This window comes from Microseira wollei NIES-4236 (genome assembly GCF_020521235.1).
Taxonomy (GTDB): domain Bacteria; phylum Cyanobacteriota; class Cyanobacteriia; order Cyanobacteriales; family Aerosakkonemataceae; genus Microseira; species Microseira wollei.
This window is the reverse complement of record NZ_BLAY01000194.1, coordinates 1-18,031: the sequence shown is the minus strand read 5'-3', so window position 1 is coordinate 18,031 and position 18,031 is coordinate 1. Positions and strand designations below refer to the sequence as shown.

The window sequence follows — 18,031 nt, the reverse complement described above, 5'->3', positions numbered from 1 at the left end:
TGGTCGGGGCACGGCAAGGGAGGAATTTATTGCTGGCAACCAACCTGACTGATGCCGTGCCCCTACTTTGATATCGAATCGGGAATGGATATGAATAATTGGTCGGGGCACGGCAAGGGAGGAATTTTTTGCTGGCAACCAACCTGACTGATGCCGTGCCCCTACTGGTTTTATGGCTAATTAGATTTCCAATAAAGCTGCGGTACGTTTCAAAACCTCTAAATCGAGCGGATGCACACCAGATAGTAGAGCTATTGTCAGGTCAGGCACAAAACCGGGACTGTCGCTCACATCTCGACGAACATTATAAGCAAGCCACCAAAGTCGCGTTCGAGCTTGATGATTTAAATCCAAGATTCCGCGCGATTCAAAGTAACCCCCAGCCTCACGATAGCCACGGATAAAAGCGCGAACGGCATCCTGTTGCGGTGGTTGACATGGAGGGGTTGCCCATAGGAGTGCAAACTTCGCAACGTCCTCACGCCCATTCATAGGTCCGGCAGCATCCCAATCGACAACTACATGGTTACCATCAAAGCATCGGATAACATTGGGAGGATGCAAGTCTCGCTGGCTAGGAACGACAGGTTCATCAGTGACTGTATTTGAAACAATATATTCTTCCCATTCCACAAGTATAGGAATTTTGTTTTGCAACGAAAGCGCCCAATCCATACCTTTTGCCATAGCTATTTGAGCCAATTGCTCCCAGCCAAACAAACCGAGTGGCATCCAAGGTTCATCTTGAAGTTCGGAGGACGATACGGGTAAAGCGTGAATTGCTGCCAATAGCTTGCCAATTTGAGTGGAAATCTCTGGCGAAACGAAACCCCAATCATAAGGCGTTCCTTCTACCCAGGAATAAACGCGAACCCAAATATTATTTGTCCCATTTGTATAAATCCCATAGGGTTTTCCATCTATTGCCCTTCGGGGTTGCGGCATCGGAAAACCTGTTTTGTGGGCGGCTTCTTCGATTAAGAGTGCAATCTGTTTTGGTGCTTGCTCAAATTGTTTGATGGCAAAGGAACCAATAGATGTTTCTAGACGCAGTACTCCCAGTCGATTGGTTTGACCGCGACCTGCCTGAACTATAGTGTAGGGTTGCCCCAAATCAAAGGTATGAGTTAACCAATTTAGGGAAAATTCGGTATTAGCCCAAAGCATATTTATTCTCTCTTTTCCCATCCGAAGAATTTGTATTATTGAACGCGCGTTAGCGCTAGGACGCGAAGGAAGAAGAAGGAAGAAGAAGGAAGAAGAAGGAAGAGGTGGGTAATCTTTACAATTTTTAGCTTTTGAACCTGTAGTCAAACCAGGGAAAAAGGGTAAGGTTTGTGGTATACTGACTGCCAAACAAATAAGGCGCCGGATGCGGTGCTGACAACACCGCATCACGACGACTTCCAACCCCTAACGTAGGAGCCGATAGGAGCGGCACAGTCTATGGTATCCAATTCCGATCAATCGCGGTCTGGCGATCGCGAAACTTTACCTTTGGAGAGTTTGATTACTCTCCAATGCTTTTCTGACGATCTTGCCCACATCACCCAGTGTCTGCAAACTCTGGGAGAACTGCAAGAGCTTGTTAGTACTTGTTCGGTGCTTTCTGGCTGAGGATGGTTTGAGTCACGATTTGTCTAGCCGTCATTACTACCTGTTGCTGGACATGTACTTGTATCATTCAGGACAGTTCTGGGGCGAAATCCGCGCCACGGTTGCCCGATTGCAGCGGACTGTTGAGGAGCGTGCGGGCATGATGTAAGAAATTTAACCTTACTTCAGGGGTTTAAGCCAAGTGTTGGCGATCGCCCAATCAAGAATATACCGAGCGATCGCAAACAACACAAGGCTCTCTAGCGCCAGCACCGCACTCGACCACAAAAGGGCGGGATAATTTAAACCAGCTTGTAGTTGTGCTAGTCCCCGCACTAAACCAAACGCGAGGACTGCACCATCGCCGAGGTGGGAGTTATCGTCGCTGCGGATGGCGTAGCGGTAGGTAATACCGAAGACAAAACCGCTAATGCAAGCGATTGCCAAGGAAGCAAGTAAGCTGAAACTGGTGGTAAGTGCCAGACTGGCAAGCAGGTCCAACTGTTTTACCAACACCACCTGGTGGAAAAGCGTTGCCATGCCGTCCGCCACCAGGAGGCAAAAAGCCGCCAGGATGCCAGCTTTGAGAGATTCTATCCGTTCGGCTTGCAAGTTGTCCAAAGTTAGATTCCCCAGCTTGGTATCATTAAACGTGTAATAGTTTTGTATCGTTTTTTTGCAAGCACGGCTATGGATATTCTCACCTTGGGTTGGGTTTCGGTACTGGTTCTGTTTACATACTCTATTTCAATGGTCATTTGGGGTCGTAACGGTTTCTAGAAAGTGGAAACAACAATTCTCAACGTCATCGCTGTAGCCTCCTTGGTGCTGCTACTCGCCGTTTCGGGTGGCGTCATCTACCTAACGATAGTAGAATGGCGCGATCGCCGACGGCAAGACCGAGATAAAAAATCTCGTCGCTAACGGTAATTGGTAATTGGTTAATCCTTCTATTAGCAATTAGCAATTAGCAATTAGCAATTACCTATTCCCCATCTGAGCAAAATGCTCTAAAAGTAAGCGGTGGATAAAAATATATCCGCCGCCTACTTTTTGCAATAAAATATGTTCGGTTGCCCAATCTAGAAAACGCGCATAGTTCCAAGGAATAGAACGGTTGCAGAAAAGGACAAGTCGTAAAGCCAAGTGTTTAATACAAGCTTCTCCTGCACCGAACACGCCAAACAGCAACCCGGTAATTGCTCCTACTAAAACTGGTAAACCTAGTATAAAAGCTACTAGACCCATTCCGGTTGCTCCTAATAGGAAAAAAATTCTGGCATTTTTAGCTGACTGCAAAATTCCTTGATTTGGAATTGTACTGGTTTCAATACTAGGCTCGTGCAGTCCGCGCAACAAAGCAAAAATTAGCGCTACACCCAGACCGATTCTTAATCCAAAGGATAAAGCTTCACCCCAACCATCTCCTAGCTTCAAAACAAATCTATAAAATAACCCCCCAAACGGCCCCAAAATTGCCCCGGAAATTCCCCCGACAATTAATCCCAGCCTGAGATTTTTTCTACTTTTTTTCCCTGACCATTTTATGGTTTCTACGGGGTTAATTTTATAATCTTTCAATCCAAAAATTGCAGCTATTATTCCAGTTCCCAGTGTTATAATTAATCCAGCTATTTTTCCCAATTGCCAGTCAATCAGAATTCCTACATTTAACGCTCCACCGATTCCGCAAAGTAGCCCAGCCATTACACCGATAATAATAGCATAAATTAATTTGTCCCAAATGTTCGGCAACCAAGAGCTTTGTAATAGCTCAATTAAAAATACGCTTTGAGACTTTTCCCTCATTTGCTTCGCCAACCAAATCAGCCAGCGCATGGCTTTAATCTGGGAGTATTGCTGGGAACTCCGGCGTTTCAACATGGGTTCGATATAGGCATTAAATACGTGTTGGCGACGTTCTTCAAGCGAATACATTTGAGCCACATCTTCAAAAGACTTGCCTTGATAAGCGAGTGTTATTATGCTGAGCATCAGCGGCGATCGCGCTAACTCTTGCAGGATGACATCTTCTTTCAGCGCTTGTTTAAAGGCTGCTAGTTCGGCTCCAGCCTTGGTTAAATATTCATTGATTTGTTCTAAACTTAGTGGGTGCAAATAAACGGCGGCTTCAACTTTTAAACGATTGGATAATAGCTCGTAATCTTGCAGGCGACTGGTGACAACAATTTCTGTCTGTCCGAATTCTAGGCTGAATTGGTTAATAGCTTGAACGCAAGCATCCCGCTCCAGGATGCTGACTTCATCCAAGCCATCTAGCATTAACAATAGTTGTTGATTTTGCAGCCAATTTTTACCAAGCTCTTTGGAAACTTGATATTGAATATGCAATTGTTGCAGCAACCAGTCGGCAAGACTTTGCTTTGTTCCCCAAGAAGATAGGTTGAACGCAACGGGTAATGGCTGGGTATAATCGTGTTCGGCACTAATTAGTAATTCCCGTGTTAATTCCAGCAGCGTGGTGGTTTTTCCCCCACCGGGTTCGCCTAAAATTAACAGCGTTCTTCCCTTTGGCAATTGTTTAAATTTATCGATAATTTTAGTGACTGGGGGTAGGGAGTTGAAAGCTGCGTCGGCGCTTGTCCAAGTTAATTCTAAGGCGTCGAGTCGAGGGTTTAAACCGAGTGCGATTAACGCGCGATCGCGCAAACCAGTTTCCAAAACTCCACAGATCCAATACTTCCTGACTTTGTTAATTAAAATGATGCGATCGCGGTACTGTTCCCTAGTCAAATAAGTTCTAACATCCGCTACCCGTTCCTCTGCTGCACCTCCAGCAATTTTTGTAGGTAGCACAACTTGGTACGCTGGCACTGGGTCGGCAAGATTTTTTAACTCTTTTAAACCACAATAAGTTGCTTGCAGCGCCAAACCATTTTTAACCACATCGTAGACGGTTTGGGAGATACAAATACCCCCCGGTTCGGCGACTTCTTGCAGTTGCGCCGCCACGAGGGAACCGTTACCCATAACATCGCTGTCGCAAAAGAATACATCCCCTAAATGAATGCCAATTCGATGTTGCAATATATCTTGGGGAGGCAGGTTTTCTGTCTCTGCTGCCAAAGCTTTTTGAATTTGTACGGCACAGGCGACGGCACTGACGGCGCTGACAAAGTACATTAATAAGCCATCGCCGGTTGATTTTAGCACAGAGCCTGCAAAATCATGACAGATTTCGGTCATTAGCTCAATATCGCGACTCAGGATAGTCTGGGTGTGTTGTTCATCTTCCCCTATCAACGTGCTGAAGTTCGCTGACTTGGTAAACGCGATAGCAGCTAAAGTGTGGTTTCCTGGGATATCGAGTGGTTGGGGGTCATCTGGCATAGGAGAGAGCGAGCGTAAATTCTAGTTAGATAATAATCATATCTGCTAATTGCTAATTGCTAATAGGTAATAGGTAATGGCAACTACTCATTACCGATTATCGCATTTGTGCAAGCAAAATGTTCTAACAGCAGTCGATGGACGAAAATATAACCGCCGCCTACCTTTTGCAAAAAGATGCGTTCGGTGGCGTAATCGAGGAAGCGGGAGTAGTTCCAAGGAATACACCCGTTGCAGTAAAGGATAACCCGCAGGATCAAATGTTTCACGCAAGCTTCGCCGCCTCCCGCTACTAAGCCAAACCCTGCCCCAAATATCCCCCAAAACAATATTCGCCACCGCAATAATGCCGCCGCTAGCGCCAGTCCCAAAAATCCAATTAACCCGAAAACCAGCGCATTTTTTGCCGACTGACGCATCGCTTGATTCGGTACTGTAACTGTTTTTATCGAAGGGCTAGTTAAACCGCGAATTAGCCCAATAATTATCCCTACGCTCAGGCCAAATACCACACCGCGCCGCAACGACTCAAATTGCATATCAAGCATTTTACCGCTATAAATTTGCCATCCCATCGGATGAAATAGCGGATCGTAAATTGCTTTTATTACCAGTCCCGATAAAGCTCCTAATATTATACCTAATCCTAGGTTATAAGTAGTATTTCTTAAAGAAATTTTCAGATTTTCTACAGGTTTAATTTGATTAATACCGAAAACAAACCAAAAAATAAACCCGACCAAAAATTGGAGAACGAACACTCGCCTAATCGGCAACAGCATATCGCCCCACACTGCTCCAAGCACTATAAAACTGAGCAGAGTCATCAAGAAATATAGTTGTTTTTGCCATTTATTAGACAACCAACTCGGTTGCATTCGCTCGATTAAAAATACAGTTTGAGACTGTTGAGATAGGTTTTTAGCCAGCCAAATTAGCCAGCGCATGGATTTTGATTTTGAGTATTTAGGATTGGCATTTCTGCGATCAAACATCCGTTGAATATATAGGTCTAATAAATGCTGGCGGCGTTCTGACAAACTCATCCCAGGTAAATCTGTCATTGGCATTCCCTGGTAAGCGAAGGTAATAATATTGAGCATTAAAGGTGACTTGGCTAATTCTTGCAGAGTCCTATCCGCTTGCAGTGCCGTTTTGACTGCTGCGAGTTCTATTCCGGCACGGGAAAGATAGGTTTGAATTTGGTCTATAGTTAGCGGTTGAATAAAGATTGCGCCTTTAAATTTCAGGCTATTTGATAAGATTTCGTATTCTTTAATGCGGCTACAAACGACAATTTCAGTTGCGCCGTGGGACTGAATAAATTGATTAATCGCCTGAACGCACGACTGGCGACGCGGGGGACTGACTTCATCTAAACCATCGAGTAAAAGTAGCAGTTGTTCGTTTTTTACCCAAGCTTGACCGATAGGTTTAGATACCTGATATTTTGTATTCAATTCTTGAACGATCCAATCAGCTATTTTAAGCTTATCAGTCGCCCAAGAAGACAGGTTGAAGGCAACGGGAATCGGTTGATTAATGTCTTGTTCGGCACGGTTAATTAAATCCCGGGCAAGTTCTAACAGCGTTGTGGTTTTACCCGAACCTGGAGCGCCTAAAATTAATAAAGTTCGTCCGTCTCCTAGTTGGTCGAATTGGTCGATAATTTTGGTATTGATCGGCAAGGTTTGTCGGGGTTGATCGGGGGTTTCCCACACCATGCCCCAAGGACGATCTACGGCATCCAATCGTTTCTCTAAACCGAGAGAAATCATCGCTTTGCCGTGGATTGAAGTTTCTAAAACGCCTTTCACCCAGTAATTTTTAACCTTGTTTAGCAAGATTTGGCGGTTGCGATATTCTTGGGGAGTGTAAGGAGGACGCGGGGACGTGGGGACAAGGGAGAGGGGGGAGTTTTCAACTAGTTTTATTGCGTCTGGGTTTTCTTTTGTCTGGGTGTCAGTCGTGGCGAGTAAAAATGGGTCAATCGTTTCTGTAACTATATCCTGCGACTGCAAAGCGGTTAGCATTTCAGCGGCGGTGGAGAAGCGATCGCTTGCCAATGTTCTCACCGCTTTATCAATCACCGCCGCCAAACTATCGCTAATCTTTGAATTATCTTGGCGCCAATTTATTTCACCCGTCTTTAAATTGTTATCCAGTTGCTGCGGCAGTTTCCCCGTGAGTAAATAAATCGCCGTTAGTCCTAAACTATAAAGATCGCTGGCAAATACTGGTTTACCTGCCGCTTGTTCTGGCGACATATAACCCCGCGTCCCAATAGCAACCGAGGTGACGGCGCTGAAGCGCCTACTACGAACGGTAAATTCCCCCCGTGCATTGACTGCCGTACTCATAATTTCCTTGGCAATACCAAAATCAATTAGAACGGGTTTGCCATCTGGCTGCCTGAAAATAATATTGCTAGGTTTGATATCGCGGTGAATCACCCCATTGCCGTGGATATATTCCAGAACGGGTAAAATATCTACCAGGAATTGTTTAACTGCAATTTCGTCTAAAAGTCCTTGCTGCTGCACTTTTTGAAACAGCGTTTCGCCTGAGATCCATTCTTGGACTAAATAAAACCGTCCCGCTTCGGTAAAATAAGCGTATAAATTGGGAATTTGTCCGTTGCCTTCACCCAATTGTTCTAAAATAGCCGCTTCTCGTTCAAATCGCCGTTGCACGAATTCGCCGATTTGGGGATTGTTCGCTACGGGTTTTAGTTGCTTGAGGACACAGCGACGACGGGAAGGCATGTGGGTGTCTTCTACCAGAAAGGTTTCGCCAAACCCACCCGTTCCCAAAGCTTGAATAATACGATAGCGGTTATTCAGCAACGGCGATGACATCGGATGTTATACCAGGAAAGAGGGAAAGTCAGAAAAATGGTTATGATAGCGAATTTTATTTCTATGATTATCCATTATTTATTAGAGTCTATCCGAAGGGGAAATTTGAGAGACTTTTAACCGCAGATGTAGGACGGAGATTTTCCAGCTAGATTTTCTATAACAGTCAAGTACAATTATATAGTTAAAAAAAATATTTCTTAAGTTAGTTGTGGGGGAAGCGATATGCACACCCAACGCTAAGCGAATCGCGGGACTCGATGGGGATCGCGATCGCAATTCGGTGGCGCAAACTGTCACAAGGTAGCCTGGGAGCGAACGCGCGGTTAAGATTGAGGATGGAATTCCATGCACGCCTTGGCGGGATTTCATGGCATAATCTAACCCAAAAAGGTTGGTAGCATGATTAATCAACTTTTAGCAGGACGTTACCGCATCGTTGTTGAACTGAGTTCCGGCGGTTTTGCACAAACCTATTTAGCAGAAGATACCCACCGTCCCAGCGCTCCCCAATGTGTCGTCAAGCACCTGCGACCCCCCAGTGACGACCCCTACACTCTGGAAAATGCTAGACGCTTGTTTGAACGCGAGGGCAAAATTTTAGAAAGACTAGGTCGCGAACACGACCAGCTACCCGATCTCTATGCTTACTTTGAAGAAAATGGTGAATTTTACCTGATTCAAGAATACATTGACGGTCATCCATTAACCCAGGAAATTACACCAGGTCACCCCATCGGGGAAGACCAAGTCATTTGCATTTTAGAGGAAGTGTTAGAGATTTTAGCGTTCGTGCATGGGAAAGGAATTATCCACCGGGATATTAAACCCGCTAATTTAATTAGACGCTCCTCCGACAATAAATTAGTTTTAATTGACTTTGGCTTAGTCAAAGAACTAACCAGTCCAGCGGTTAATTCGCAGGGGCAAGTTAACCCCACCGTTGCTGTGGGAACCCACGGATACATGCCGATCGAACAATTTCACGGCTATCCCCAATTTAACAGCGATATTTACGCCTTGGGAATGCTTGCCATTCAAGCATTAGCAGGATTATCTGCTAGCGAGTTAATCAGACTGCGCGACCCCAACAATCCTAACACGGGTGAAGTCCTCTGGCGTAACCAAGTACAAATTAGACCAAAACTAGCAGATATTATTGACAAAATGGTGCGCTATGACTGCCATCAGCGCTACCAATCCGCCAGTGATGTTTTGGCAGATTTGAAAAATATTAATAACCCGGTTATAATTAACTGGAATCAGTTAAAACGCTGGGTGAGAAGACCGCGTCGCCTGATGTTAGCCGGGGTAGCTAGCCTGATTTTTCTGATCCTGCCGCTGATTTTCTATAAGAAATTACCGCAAGCAGTCAAAGCAGCTTACCTGTACAATCGGGGAGTGGAAAAAATTGATAGAAAAGATTTCAAAGCTGCGATTAAAGAGTTAAGCGAAGCGATTAGCATCGCTCCTAAATATGCCGAAGCTTACAACAAGCGGTGTCATGCTTATTTAATGGAGGGAAATCCCTTGCGAGCAATGGAAGATTGCAACCACGCGCTGCAAATAAAAACTAACTTTGCTCAAGCATATCAAGCCTACACTAACCGAGGAATTGCTCGTTTCTCTTTAGGAGATTTTCAAGGTTCGATCGCAGACTATACCCAAGCAATTGCCATCAATCCCAAACATGCACTAGCCTACAACAGCCGGGGCCACGTCCGCGAAAAACTTGGGGATAAAAAAGGCGCGATCGCAGATTTTACAATGGCAATTAAAGTCGATCCCAAATTTGCCGCCGCTTACCTGAATCGGTGTTTATCCCGCTCAAACTCAGGCGATCACAAAGGAGCTATTGAAGATTGCACCTATGCAATTAAAATTAATCCCAACCAGGTACAAGCTTATCTCAACCGCAGCCTAGTTAACTTCCGGTTAGGCAATTATCAAAGAGCAATTGAAGATAGCAACGTTGCGATTCAGCTCAATTCCGGTGGCGGCAATTTCAACCAGGGAGAAGCTTATCACAACCGCGCGATCGCTCGCATGGCTTTAGGGGATAGACAAGGCGCAATGGAAGATTTTAACCAAGCACTCCGCGCCAATCCTAAAGATGCAGGTGCTTACTATGAAAGAGGTCGCATCCTTGCTGGAATAGGAGATAAACAAAAAGCGATCGCAGATTTTCAGAAAGCCGCAAAACTTAGGCTCGAACAAGGTAGCACCCAAGGTTTTAAAGACGCCCAATACCAGATTAGAAAATTGCAACAACCTCCTACTCCAAAACAATAATTCACTGGAAGATGGGTAATTGTTAATGGGTAATTGGTCATTGGTAATTACCACCTATCCCTCTGCCTTCTTTATAACAGCAACTCAAAATTCAAAATTCGCCGGTCATTGATGCAACAAATGCCTGATGTTCATCTGTATCCAAACCCTGCTTCAACACTGCCATAACAGCAGCTAAATTCCCGGCGAGCATTGCCGAAACCCCTAACCATAAACCTGGAAACACACTAGAGCAAATCACCCCCATCGCCATTCGGTTCTAGTTTGATATACTCGCCTTCTCTAAGTTGGAACCAATCGATTTCTTGATTATAAACTCGCCAAACAACGTACTCTTGCACTCGATTGCGACGATATACTCTTAGCTTGTCATGCAGCTCGTAAGAAGCGCTACTCGCTGCTATTTCTACAATCAATTCTGGCGCACCTTCAATATAATCATCTTCGCTAACTGTTGATTGTCCCCCAACTTCAATTCTCAGCAGTGCATCGGGTTGGGGTTCGTTGTCTTCATCTAGACCGACTGTCCCATTGTCGGAAAAGTCAACTCCTGGTGTAGTAGCACAATAGGTTCCTAACCAAACCACGATCTAACCGTGCGGGTTCCCCTGTCCTCTGTGTCGTACTGGAGATCCCACGTATACCACTCCTTCAATCAATTCTGCTTTTTTAACATATGCCATTGTCTCGTAGCGTCGTTCAAATTCTCTCCGCCTCAGTCGGTCACCGCTTTCCAATGGTGGTAACTTAGAAGATGGCAATGGGTTTGCCCTCGCGCGATCTAATGTCATCGTTCCCTCTCCTTCCCTGAATGCTGGCGTTTTAGCAGTGAAACCATCTATCTTCTGCCCAGTGTCTATGCTAACTTCAAAAAACTCATCTAAGATTGCCCCTTCCAACTTTGTCAGTTAATAAATAACGCAAGTTGCTAGTTATAAACAAGGACGTTGCTAATTGCTAATTGCTAATTGCTAATATAGGATTTTTACCAATCTCGCCATTAGCCTCGTGACCCAGGCGGTCCCCTGGGAACGCCATTAGCCGCTCCCAGAGAGATAACTAGCAACTTGAGTTAAATACCTTCCCATTTTTAAGATCCGATACACCCTTGAGATGGCAAAAAACTCCGCATTTTTAATCGTAGTCGCTCCAATTCCAGTCAAGCATCGCTGAGCGATCGCTAAAATTGCCTCATGCCGTCAAAGTCACCTCAACAGACCAACTGTGCTACCCTGTTGAGAATCCCTAGACTGACTGATACACTTGTACCTTACCAAACCCAGCTAAGATCGCGCCTATGGTTCATATCAAGCGCGTCGAACTCACCAACTTCAAATCCTTCGGCAACACGACGGGAATTCCTTTGTTGCCCGGTTTTACCGTGATTTCTGGACCAAATGGGTCGGGTAAGTCCAATATTCTCGATGCGCTGCTGTTTTGTCTCGGACTCGCCAGTTCCAGGGGGATGCGCGCCGAACGCTTGCCAGACTTGGTTAACAACAGTCACAACCATCGCGGTACCGTCGAGGCGAGCGTTACCGTTACGTTTGACCTCTCTGACGCGCCAGCAATCTGGGAGGAAGAGCAGGTGAGCGAGGGTGCAGGTGAGCAGGCACCATCGGATCCCCCCCTCACCCCCCTTGCCAATGGGGGAGTGCAAAATTCACCATCGGATCCCCCCCTCACCCCCCTTGCCAATGGGGGAGTGCAAAATTCACCATCGGATCCCCCCCTCACCCCCCTTGCTAAGGGGGGAGTTCACAATCCAAAATCAACCGACTGGAGCATTACCCGCCGCTTGCGCGTCACCCAGCAAGGCAGTTATACCTCGAATTACTATATCAACGGCGAATCCTGCACTCTGACGGAACTCCACGAACAACTCGAACGCCTGCGAATCTATCCTGAAGGTTATAACGTGGTGCTGCAAGGGGATGTCACCAGCATTATCACGATGAACGCCAGGGAACGCCGGGAAATTATTGATGAACTCGCTGGCGTGGCGGCGTTTGACCGTAAAATTTCCCAAGCTAAGGAAACGCTTAATACTGTCAAAGAGCAGGAAGACCGCTATCGCATTGTAGAGGCAGAATTAATTGCTCAGCGCGATCGCCTCTTTGCTGACCGCATTAAAGCGGAAAAATACCAAAAACTCCGCGCCGAACTTCAAGACAAAGAACTATGGGAACTCGTCCTCGGCGTGCGCCAGCTGACTCATCAAGTCTGGAACTTACGCGAACAAATTGAAGCAGGCGATCGCCAAAACACCGACCTCACCACACAGCTAACCAACCTCACCGCAGAAATTGCATCAAAAACTGTCGAACTCGATCGGTTAAATTCCCGCGTCAAAGCTTTAGGTGAAGAAGAATTATTAGCTTTGCAATCTACTCTCGCCACTCAAGAAGCCGAACAGCGTCAACTTCAGCGCCAGCAACGGGAGTTAGATTTATCAATAGTTACCCTTGATAATAATATAAAACAAAATCAACTAGAAAGTCAACAACAAGAACAGACTTTAAAACAATTAATAATAGAAAAAGAAACGGTTGAGAACCAACTTGCTGGTTTAATTTCCTGGCGGGATGAAGCGCGGCGGGAACTGGCTGGAAGTAGGGAACAGGCGGATGCGATCGCCGCCGCCAGCGAAGCTTGGGTGCAGCAACAAACCGCCCTCAATCGACAAATCGAAACTTTACTCCAAACTATCGAACCCCAGCGCACCGAACAAGCTCAACTGAGGGAAAGATTCGCTAACTTGTCGCGACAAATTGAAGAACAAAACCAACTTTTACAATCCCTAGAACCCCAAATAGCTTCCAAACAATCCCTAGCGGTTGATTTTGAATTGCTCCTGCAAGAATCTGAGCAAACAATTCAATCTTTATCTCAAGCTTTAGCCGCCGCCGAACAAGATTTACAAATTCAACAAGATACGCAAAAACGTTTATTACAAGAACAGCGGGAAAAACAACGCCAACTCGATAAACTAGAAGCCCAAACCCAAGCGCAACAAGAAGCATCGGGAACATACGCCGCGCAAGTAATTTTCCAAAGCGGACTAAAGGGAATTTGTGGATTAGTAGCGCAACTTGGTAAAGTCGAACCGCGCTATCAATTAGCACTAGAAATTGCCGCTGGGGCGCGGTTGGGTAATTTAGTGGTAGAAGATGATAGTATCGCCGCCAAAGGAATTGAAATTTTAAAACAAAAACGCGCCGGACGGATTACATTCTTACCTTTGAATAAGATTCGCGCGGGGCAATTATCTACAACGGTGGCGCTGCGTTATGCGAATGGATATATAGACTATGCGGTAAATTTAATCGAATGCGAACCGCGCTACCGAGAGATTTTTGCTTACGTATTCGGTAATACGGTTGTGTTTGACAATTTAAATAGCGCCCGTCAACATTTGGGACAATATCGCATCGTTACCTTAGAAGGCGAATTGTTAGAAAGTAGCGGCGCGATGACGGGAGGTAGTGTCAACCAGCGTTCGGGATTGCGGTTTGGGATTAGCGATCCGGCAGAGTCGGCGGAAGCGGAAGCGTTGAAAGAAAGATTAGAAGAAATTGAGGTAATTTTAGAACGCTGCGGCGAAATGATTCAGTCGTTATCGGTAAAAACCAAACATCTGAGTCAAGAAGTAAACGAAGCCAAAACAAAACGGCGGGAACAACAATTGCACTTTGAACAGTTGCGGAAAGAAATCCAAGGTTTAATCTCTCAGCAGGAGGGAACGCGGAATCTTCTAGGGAAAAATACCTCGGAATTCGCACTTGCTGAGTCACGCCTGCAAATCTTGGATAGCGAATTACCCGCGCAAGAAACACAATTAGCCCAGGTGCGACAATCCCTGGCAGAATTAGAACAATCTCAAACTCCCAGCGAGTGGCAGCAAATTCAAGTCATTATTAAAGAACGGGAAGCCGTATTAAATCAGCGGGAACAAACGCTTCGGAGTGCGGAAGGGCGAATTAGAGATTTAGCATCGCAGCAGCAGCGATCGCAAGAAAAAATTCAGGAATCTAACCAACGACTCCAAGAATATCAGCAGCAGCTGATCGGGGTGAATAATCAACTGTCCAGCGTGATGCAGGGGCTATCTACAATCGGCGAACAGATTGGACAAACTAAGGTAGCCTTAACAGAAGTAGAACAGAAACTGGGGGAAGAGAAAGTATTGCGCGATCGCACCGAGAACGAGTTGCGATCGCGTCACCTCGCCAAACAACAATTGGAATGGGAATTGCAAAAACTCCAAGAAACCCAAACCACCAGAAAGGAAGAACTCGCTACCTTACAAGCACAACTGCAAGAAAAACAGGCAGAATTACCCGACCCCCTGCCATCGGTCCCCGAACAGGTAAAATTAGACGAACTGCACAAAGAAATCAAAACCCTACAAAAACGCCTGCAAGCAATGGAACCCGTCAACATGCTGGCGTTAGAAGAATACGAACGCACCCAAAACCGCTTAGAAGAACTATCTCAAAAATTATCTACCCTGGAAGCAGAACGTACCGAACTACTACTGCGGATAGAAAATTTTACCACCCTGCGCCTGCGTGCCTTCACTGAAGCATTCGACGCCGTTAACCAAAACTTCCAAACCATTTTCTTAGAATTTTCCGAAGGCGACGGTTTCCTACAACTAGACAACCCTCAAGATCCCTTTGCTGGAGGACTCAACCTCGTTGCCCATCCTAAAGGCAAACCAGTCCAGCGTCTATCTTCCATGTCCGGGGGAGAAAAATCAATGACCGCACTCAGCTTTATCTTTGCGCTGCAGCGCTACCGTCCCTCGCCATTTTACGCCTTTGATGAAGTTGATATGTTTTTGGATGGTGCAAACGTCGAACGATTAGCTAGAATGATTGCACAACAGTCACACCAAGCCCAATTTATTGTAGTTAGCCACAAAGGCCCTATGATAAAATCTGCCGAGCGCGTGATTGGTGTTACCCAAGCCAGGGGCGCTTATACCCAAGTTGTGGGCATTAAGTTGCAATCCCCAAACAGCTAAGTGTAACATAACCAGCAAATGGCTTTATATAAAGGAACGCGCGAACTCCCTCTCTTTAGAAGGGACTGACCGCGAAAGACTTTAGTCTACCTAAGTTTTAAGCTTTTTTGCGATTTCCCCTTGGCATTGCCCTATGTCTCTATTACATACTAGATACAGAAAGAAAACAAGGCAGGTCGAGCCATGTTGGTATTAGAGTACAAGGTTAAAGCGAAACCCAGTCAACTGAGGGCGATCGATGAGGCGGTTCGGACAGTCCAGTTCATTCGCAACAAATGCGTTCGATTCTGGATGGACTCTTCATCGAAAGACAAAGTTAATGGGTTCGCTTTGAACAAATACTCAACCCAACTGCGTGAGGAATTCAGCTTTGTATCCGACCTAAACTCAATGGCGGTGCAGGCAAGTGCAGAACGCGCCTGGTGTTCAATTTCTCGATTTTATTGTAACTGCAAAGCCAAGAAGGTTGGAAAAAAGGGATATCCCAGATTCCAGAAAGACAACCGTTCTGTTGAGTACAAAACATCAGGATGGAAGCTTCATCCAACCGGACGCCGGATTGCCTTCACTGACAAGAAGGGGATTGGGGATGTCAAGCTTTTAGGCAAATGGGATGTGCATCTGCATCCCATCAAGGCGATTAAGCGCGTCCGTTTAGTCCGCAAGGCTGATGGCTATTATTGTCAATTCTGTATTGATGTAAACAACTCAGAACTCCTGGAACCAACAGGGAATGCCATAGGGCTGGATGTGGGCATCGAACATTTCTACACAGATAGCAATGGTCATCATGAACCAAATCCGAAATTCCTCAGAAAGGCTGAATCGAGCATCAAGCGGGTACAGAGAAAAATCTATACTAAAAAGAAAGGTTCTGCTAACCGGATCAAAGCCAGAAAGCGCTATGCCAAGAAACATTTAAGAGTAAGTAGACAGCGTCAGGAACACGCCTTAAAGACGGCGCGTTGCGTATGTCAGTCTAACGATTTGATTGTCTATGAAGACTTAAAAGTTTCTAACATGGTCAAGAACCACAAATTGGCGAAAGCTATCAGCGATGTTAGTTGGAGACTGTTTAGAGAGTATCTAGAATACTTTGCATCTAAATTTGGTCGAAAGGTCGTTGCCGTGAAGCCACACTACACGAGTCAGAAATGCTCAAATTGTGGCTCTACAGTCAGCAAACCACTCTCAGAACGGACTCATCGATGCTCGTGTGGCTGCGTCTTGCAGCGCGACCATAATGCAGCGATTAACATCTTAAATCTTGCAACTAGGGGAGGGCATCCCCGAAGTAACGCTTCAGGAGTTGGAACCTATACGCTATTTGGGGAAACCCTGATAGAGCAAGTTCTGACGATGAATGAAGAATCCCCGTGTCCCCAAACCGGGGAGTGTCAATAAGATTGATATAGTAACAGGGTTCAAACCAAAATTCGGTACAAATAATGACTTCTGAACAAATCCGCCAACGCTCAGACATCATGGGAACTCAGGTGATTACCCGCGACACCGGGAAGCGCCTTGGGATCGTGAGTCAAATGTGGATTGATATAGACAGGCGGGAAGTAGTCGCGCTGGGACTGCGCGAAAACTTACTTGCCATTGGCAGCGTACCACGAGCAATGCTGCTAGAGCGAATTCGTCAAATTGGCGATGTGATATTAGTTGATGATGACAGCGTCTTAGAAGACGATGTAGATGTTGAAGCTTACAGCCCCCTGATTAACAGCGAAGTTATTACCGAAACTGGCGAACTCTTGGGAAGGGTGCGGGGGTTTAAATTCAACACCGAAGATGGAAAAGTTACCTCGTTAATTATCGCTTCCTTGGGACTGCCCCAACTTCCCGATAGAATAGGCGGTTTTGAAACCATCAGCACCTACGAGTTACCAATTGAAGAAATCGTCAGCAGCGGTCCGAATCGCCTGATTGTATTTGAAGGGTCTGAAGAGCGCCTAGTTCAATTAACCGTCGGCGTGGTAGAACGTTTGGGATTAAGCAAAGCGCCTTGGCAGCAAGACGAAGAGGAAGAAGGCTATCGACCCCGCGCCATCACCAATCCCGCTAATCTACTCAGTAGTGGGGAACCTTTGCGTACACCCGTTGGGCCGATAAAAGCCACCAAACCCGCAGAACCAGAATGGGATGACGACGAGTGGGAAGAACCCGCAGTCCAGCGTCAGCCTTTGCGGAAAGCCGCCCAAGCACCCGAACCCAAGTATTACGACCAAGATATCGAAGAAGAAGAAAACTGGAGCGAAGCATCGCAACCGCGCGATCGCAAAGCCAACCGATCCTATGCCCAATCCGAATCAGATAGCACACCCACAAAATCCTACCAGGATAATAAGTACAAAGAAGACTACGATGTCGAACAAGACGCCTGGGCGGATGACGAGTCGCCTCAACCTTATAAAGCACCCAAATTGAATATTCCTGAGAAAACCAAAGCACCCGAATACGAAGAGGAAGATCGGTATTAAGTTTCTCAGAAACCCGGTTTTTTGAATAATACCTTCGCCAATTGTCTGAAACGCCCACACCCTTTAGGGTGGGGCTACACAAACCAAGCCCGCCAGAGCGGGCTGAAATTCTTACAGGCTGCTCTGGCAGCCAAAGTTTGTATAGCCACACCCTTAAGGGTGTCGGATTTTGGCGAAGGTATTGTTTAACAAACCGGGTTTCTTAAACAAAGAAGACTACGATGTCGAACAAGAAGCCTGGGCGGATGACGAGTCGCCTCAACCTTATAAAGCACCCAAGTTGAATATTCCGGAGAAAACCAAAGCACCCGAATACGAAGAGGAAGATCGGTATTAAGTTTCTCAGAAACCCGGTTTTTTGAATAATACCTTCGCCAATTGTCTGAAACGCCCACACCCTTTAGGGTGGGGCTACACAA

General features: G+C 45.9%; 12 protein-coding genes and 2 pseudogenes. 9 read left to right on the top strand and 5 right to left on the bottom strand.

What is annotated here, in order from left to right; all coding sequences use genetic code 11:
- Positions 1-180: 180 nt before the first annotated feature.
- Positions 181-1,167 (bottom strand): phosphotransferase, encoded by a 987-nt coding sequence (locus MiSe_RS40385; protein ID WP_226591430.1) that lies wholly within the window; start codon positions 1,165-1,167, stop codon positions 181-183.
- A 279-nt stretch (positions 1,168-1,446) separates the two neighbouring features.
- Between MiSe_RS40385 and MiSe_RS40380 the strand changes: the two genes are divergently transcribed.
- Both MiSe_RS40380 and MiSe_RS40375 read left to right on the top strand, forming a co-directional pair.
- On the top strand, positions 1,447-1,617 hold the full coding sequence (locus MiSe_RS40380) for a hypothetical protein (RefSeq protein WP_226591429.1): 171 nt from the start codon (positions 1,447-1,449) through the stop codon (positions 1,615-1,617).
- Complete coding sequence (locus MiSe_RS40375; protein ID WP_226591428.1) at positions 1,586-1,765, top strand: hypothetical protein; 180 nt, start codon at positions 1,586-1,588, stop codon at positions 1,763-1,765. The genes MiSe_RS40380 and MiSe_RS40375 overlap by 32 nt, the downstream gene beginning before the upstream one ends.
- Positions 1,766-1,776: 11 nt before the next feature.
- On the opposite strand, the gene MiSe_RS40370 is transcribed toward MiSe_RS40375, so the two are convergent.
- Positions 1,777-2,217 (bottom strand): hypothetical protein, encoded by a 441-nt coding sequence (locus tag MiSe_RS40370; protein ID WP_226591426.1) that lies wholly within the window; start codon positions 2,215-2,217, stop codon positions 1,777-1,779.
- A 69-nt stretch (positions 2,218-2,286) separates the two neighbouring features.
- Between MiSe_RS40370 and petN the strand changes: the two genes are divergently transcribed.
- A complete protein-coding gene (gene petN, locus MiSe_RS40365) occupies positions 2,287-2,376 on the top strand; it encodes a cytochrome b6-f complex subunit PetN (protein ID WP_226591425.1) in 90 nt (29 codons plus the stop codon).
- 3 nt (positions 2,377-2,379) lie between these two features.
- The gene (locus tag MiSe_RS40360) at positions 2,380-2,520 is read left to right on the top strand and encodes a hypothetical protein (protein WP_226591423.1); all 141 of its coding nucleotides are present in this window, start codon (positions 2,380-2,382) and stop codon (positions 2,518-2,520) included.
- A 57-nt stretch (positions 2,521-2,577) separates the two neighbouring features.
- On the opposite strand, the gene MiSe_RS40355 is transcribed toward MiSe_RS40360, so the two are convergent.
- Both MiSe_RS40355 and MiSe_RS40350 read right to left on the bottom strand, forming a co-directional pair.
- Positions 2,578-4,947 (bottom strand): NACHT domain-containing protein, encoded by a 2,370-nt coding sequence (locus MiSe_RS40355; protein ID WP_226591422.1) that lies wholly within the window; start codon positions 4,945-4,947, stop codon positions 2,578-2,580.
- Between the two features lie 83 nt (positions 4,948-5,030).
- Positions 5,031-7,805: a protein kinase domain-containing protein gene (locus MiSe_RS40350; RefSeq protein WP_226591420.1), complete on the bottom strand. Its 2,775-nt coding sequence runs from the start codon at positions 7,803-7,805 to the stop codon at positions 5,031-5,033.
- 402 nt (positions 7,806-8,207) lie between these two features.
- On the opposite strand from MiSe_RS40350, the gene MiSe_RS40345 reads away from it, so the two are divergent.
- Positions 8,208-10,097, top strand: coding sequence for a serine/threonine-protein kinase (locus MiSe_RS40345; RefSeq protein WP_226591418.1), 1,890 nt, complete (start codon positions 8,208-8,210; stop codon positions 10,095-10,097).
- A gap of 91 nt (positions 10,098-10,188) precedes the next feature.
- On the opposite strand, the pseudogene MiSe_RS40340 reads toward MiSe_RS40345, so the two are convergent.
- Positions 10,189-10,888, bottom strand: a pseudogene (locus MiSe_RS40340) (Uma2 family endonuclease).
- A 506-nt stretch (positions 10,889-11,394) separates the two neighbouring features.
- Between MiSe_RS40340 and smc the strand changes: the two are divergent.
- From smc to MiSe_RS40320, 4 genes and pseudogenes are all read left to right on the top strand, one after another.
- Positions 11,395-15,126 (top strand): chromosome segregation protein SMC, encoded by a 3,732-nt coding sequence (smc, locus tag MiSe_RS40335; RefSeq protein WP_226591416.1) that lies wholly within the window; start codon positions 11,395-11,397, stop codon positions 15,124-15,126.
- Positions 15,127-15,309: 183 nt separating this feature from the next.
- Positions 15,310-16,530 carry an RNA-guided endonuclease InsQ/TnpB family protein gene (locus MiSe_RS40330; RefSeq protein ID WP_226591414.1) on the top strand — a complete coding sequence of 407 codons (1,221 nt, stop codon included), beginning with the start codon at positions 15,310-15,312 and terminating at the stop codon, positions 16,528-16,530.
- Between the two features lie 44 nt (positions 16,531-16,574).
- Positions 16,575-17,612, top strand: a complete 1,038-nt coding sequence (locus MiSe_RS40325) for a PRC-barrel domain-containing protein (RefSeq protein WP_226591413.1) — start codon at positions 16,575-16,577, stop codon at positions 17,610-17,612.
- Positions 17,613-17,832: 220 nt separating this feature from the next.
- Positions 17,833-17,949 (top strand): annotated as a pseudogene (locus MiSe_RS40320) (PRC-barrel domain-containing protein); the annotation flags it as partial.
- Positions 17,950-18,031: the final 82 nt, after the last annotated feature.

Excerpts from the sequence above, each read along its gene's own strand:
- MiSe_RS40350 (WP_226591420.1), bottom strand. The coding sequence starts at position 7,805 with ATGTCATCGCCGTTGCTGAATAACCGCTATCGTATTATTCAAGCTTTG.
- MiSe_RS40380 (WP_226591429.1), top strand. The coding sequence starts at position 1,447 with ATGGTATCCAATTCCGATCAATCGCGGTCTGGCGATCGCGAAACTTTA.
- MiSe_RS40355 (WP_226591422.1), bottom strand. The coding sequence starts at position 4,947 with ATGCCAGATGACCCCCAACCACTCGATATCCCAGGAAACCACACTTTA.
- petN (WP_226591425.1), top strand. The coding sequence starts at position 2,287 with ATGGATATTCTCACCTTGGGTTGGGTTTCGGTACTGGTTCTGTTTACA.
- MiSe_RS40385 (WP_226591430.1), bottom strand. The coding sequence starts at position 1,167 with ATGCTTTGGGCTAATACCGAATTTTCCCTAAATTGGTTAACTCATACC.
- MiSe_RS40345 (WP_226591418.1), top strand. The coding sequence starts at position 8,208 with ATGATTAATCAACTTTTAGCAGGACGTTACCGCATCGTTGTTGAACTG.
- MiSe_RS40330 (WP_226591414.1), top strand. The coding sequence starts at position 15,310 with ATGTTGGTATTAGAGTACAAGGTTAAAGCGAAACCCAGTCAACTGAGG.
- MiSe_RS40325 (WP_226591413.1), top strand. The coding sequence starts at position 16,575 with ATGACTTCTGAACAAATCCGCCAACGCTCAGACATCATGGGAACTCAG.
- smc (WP_226591416.1), top strand. The coding sequence starts at position 11,395 with ATGGTTCATATCAAGCGCGTCGAACTCACCAACTTCAAATCCTTCGGC.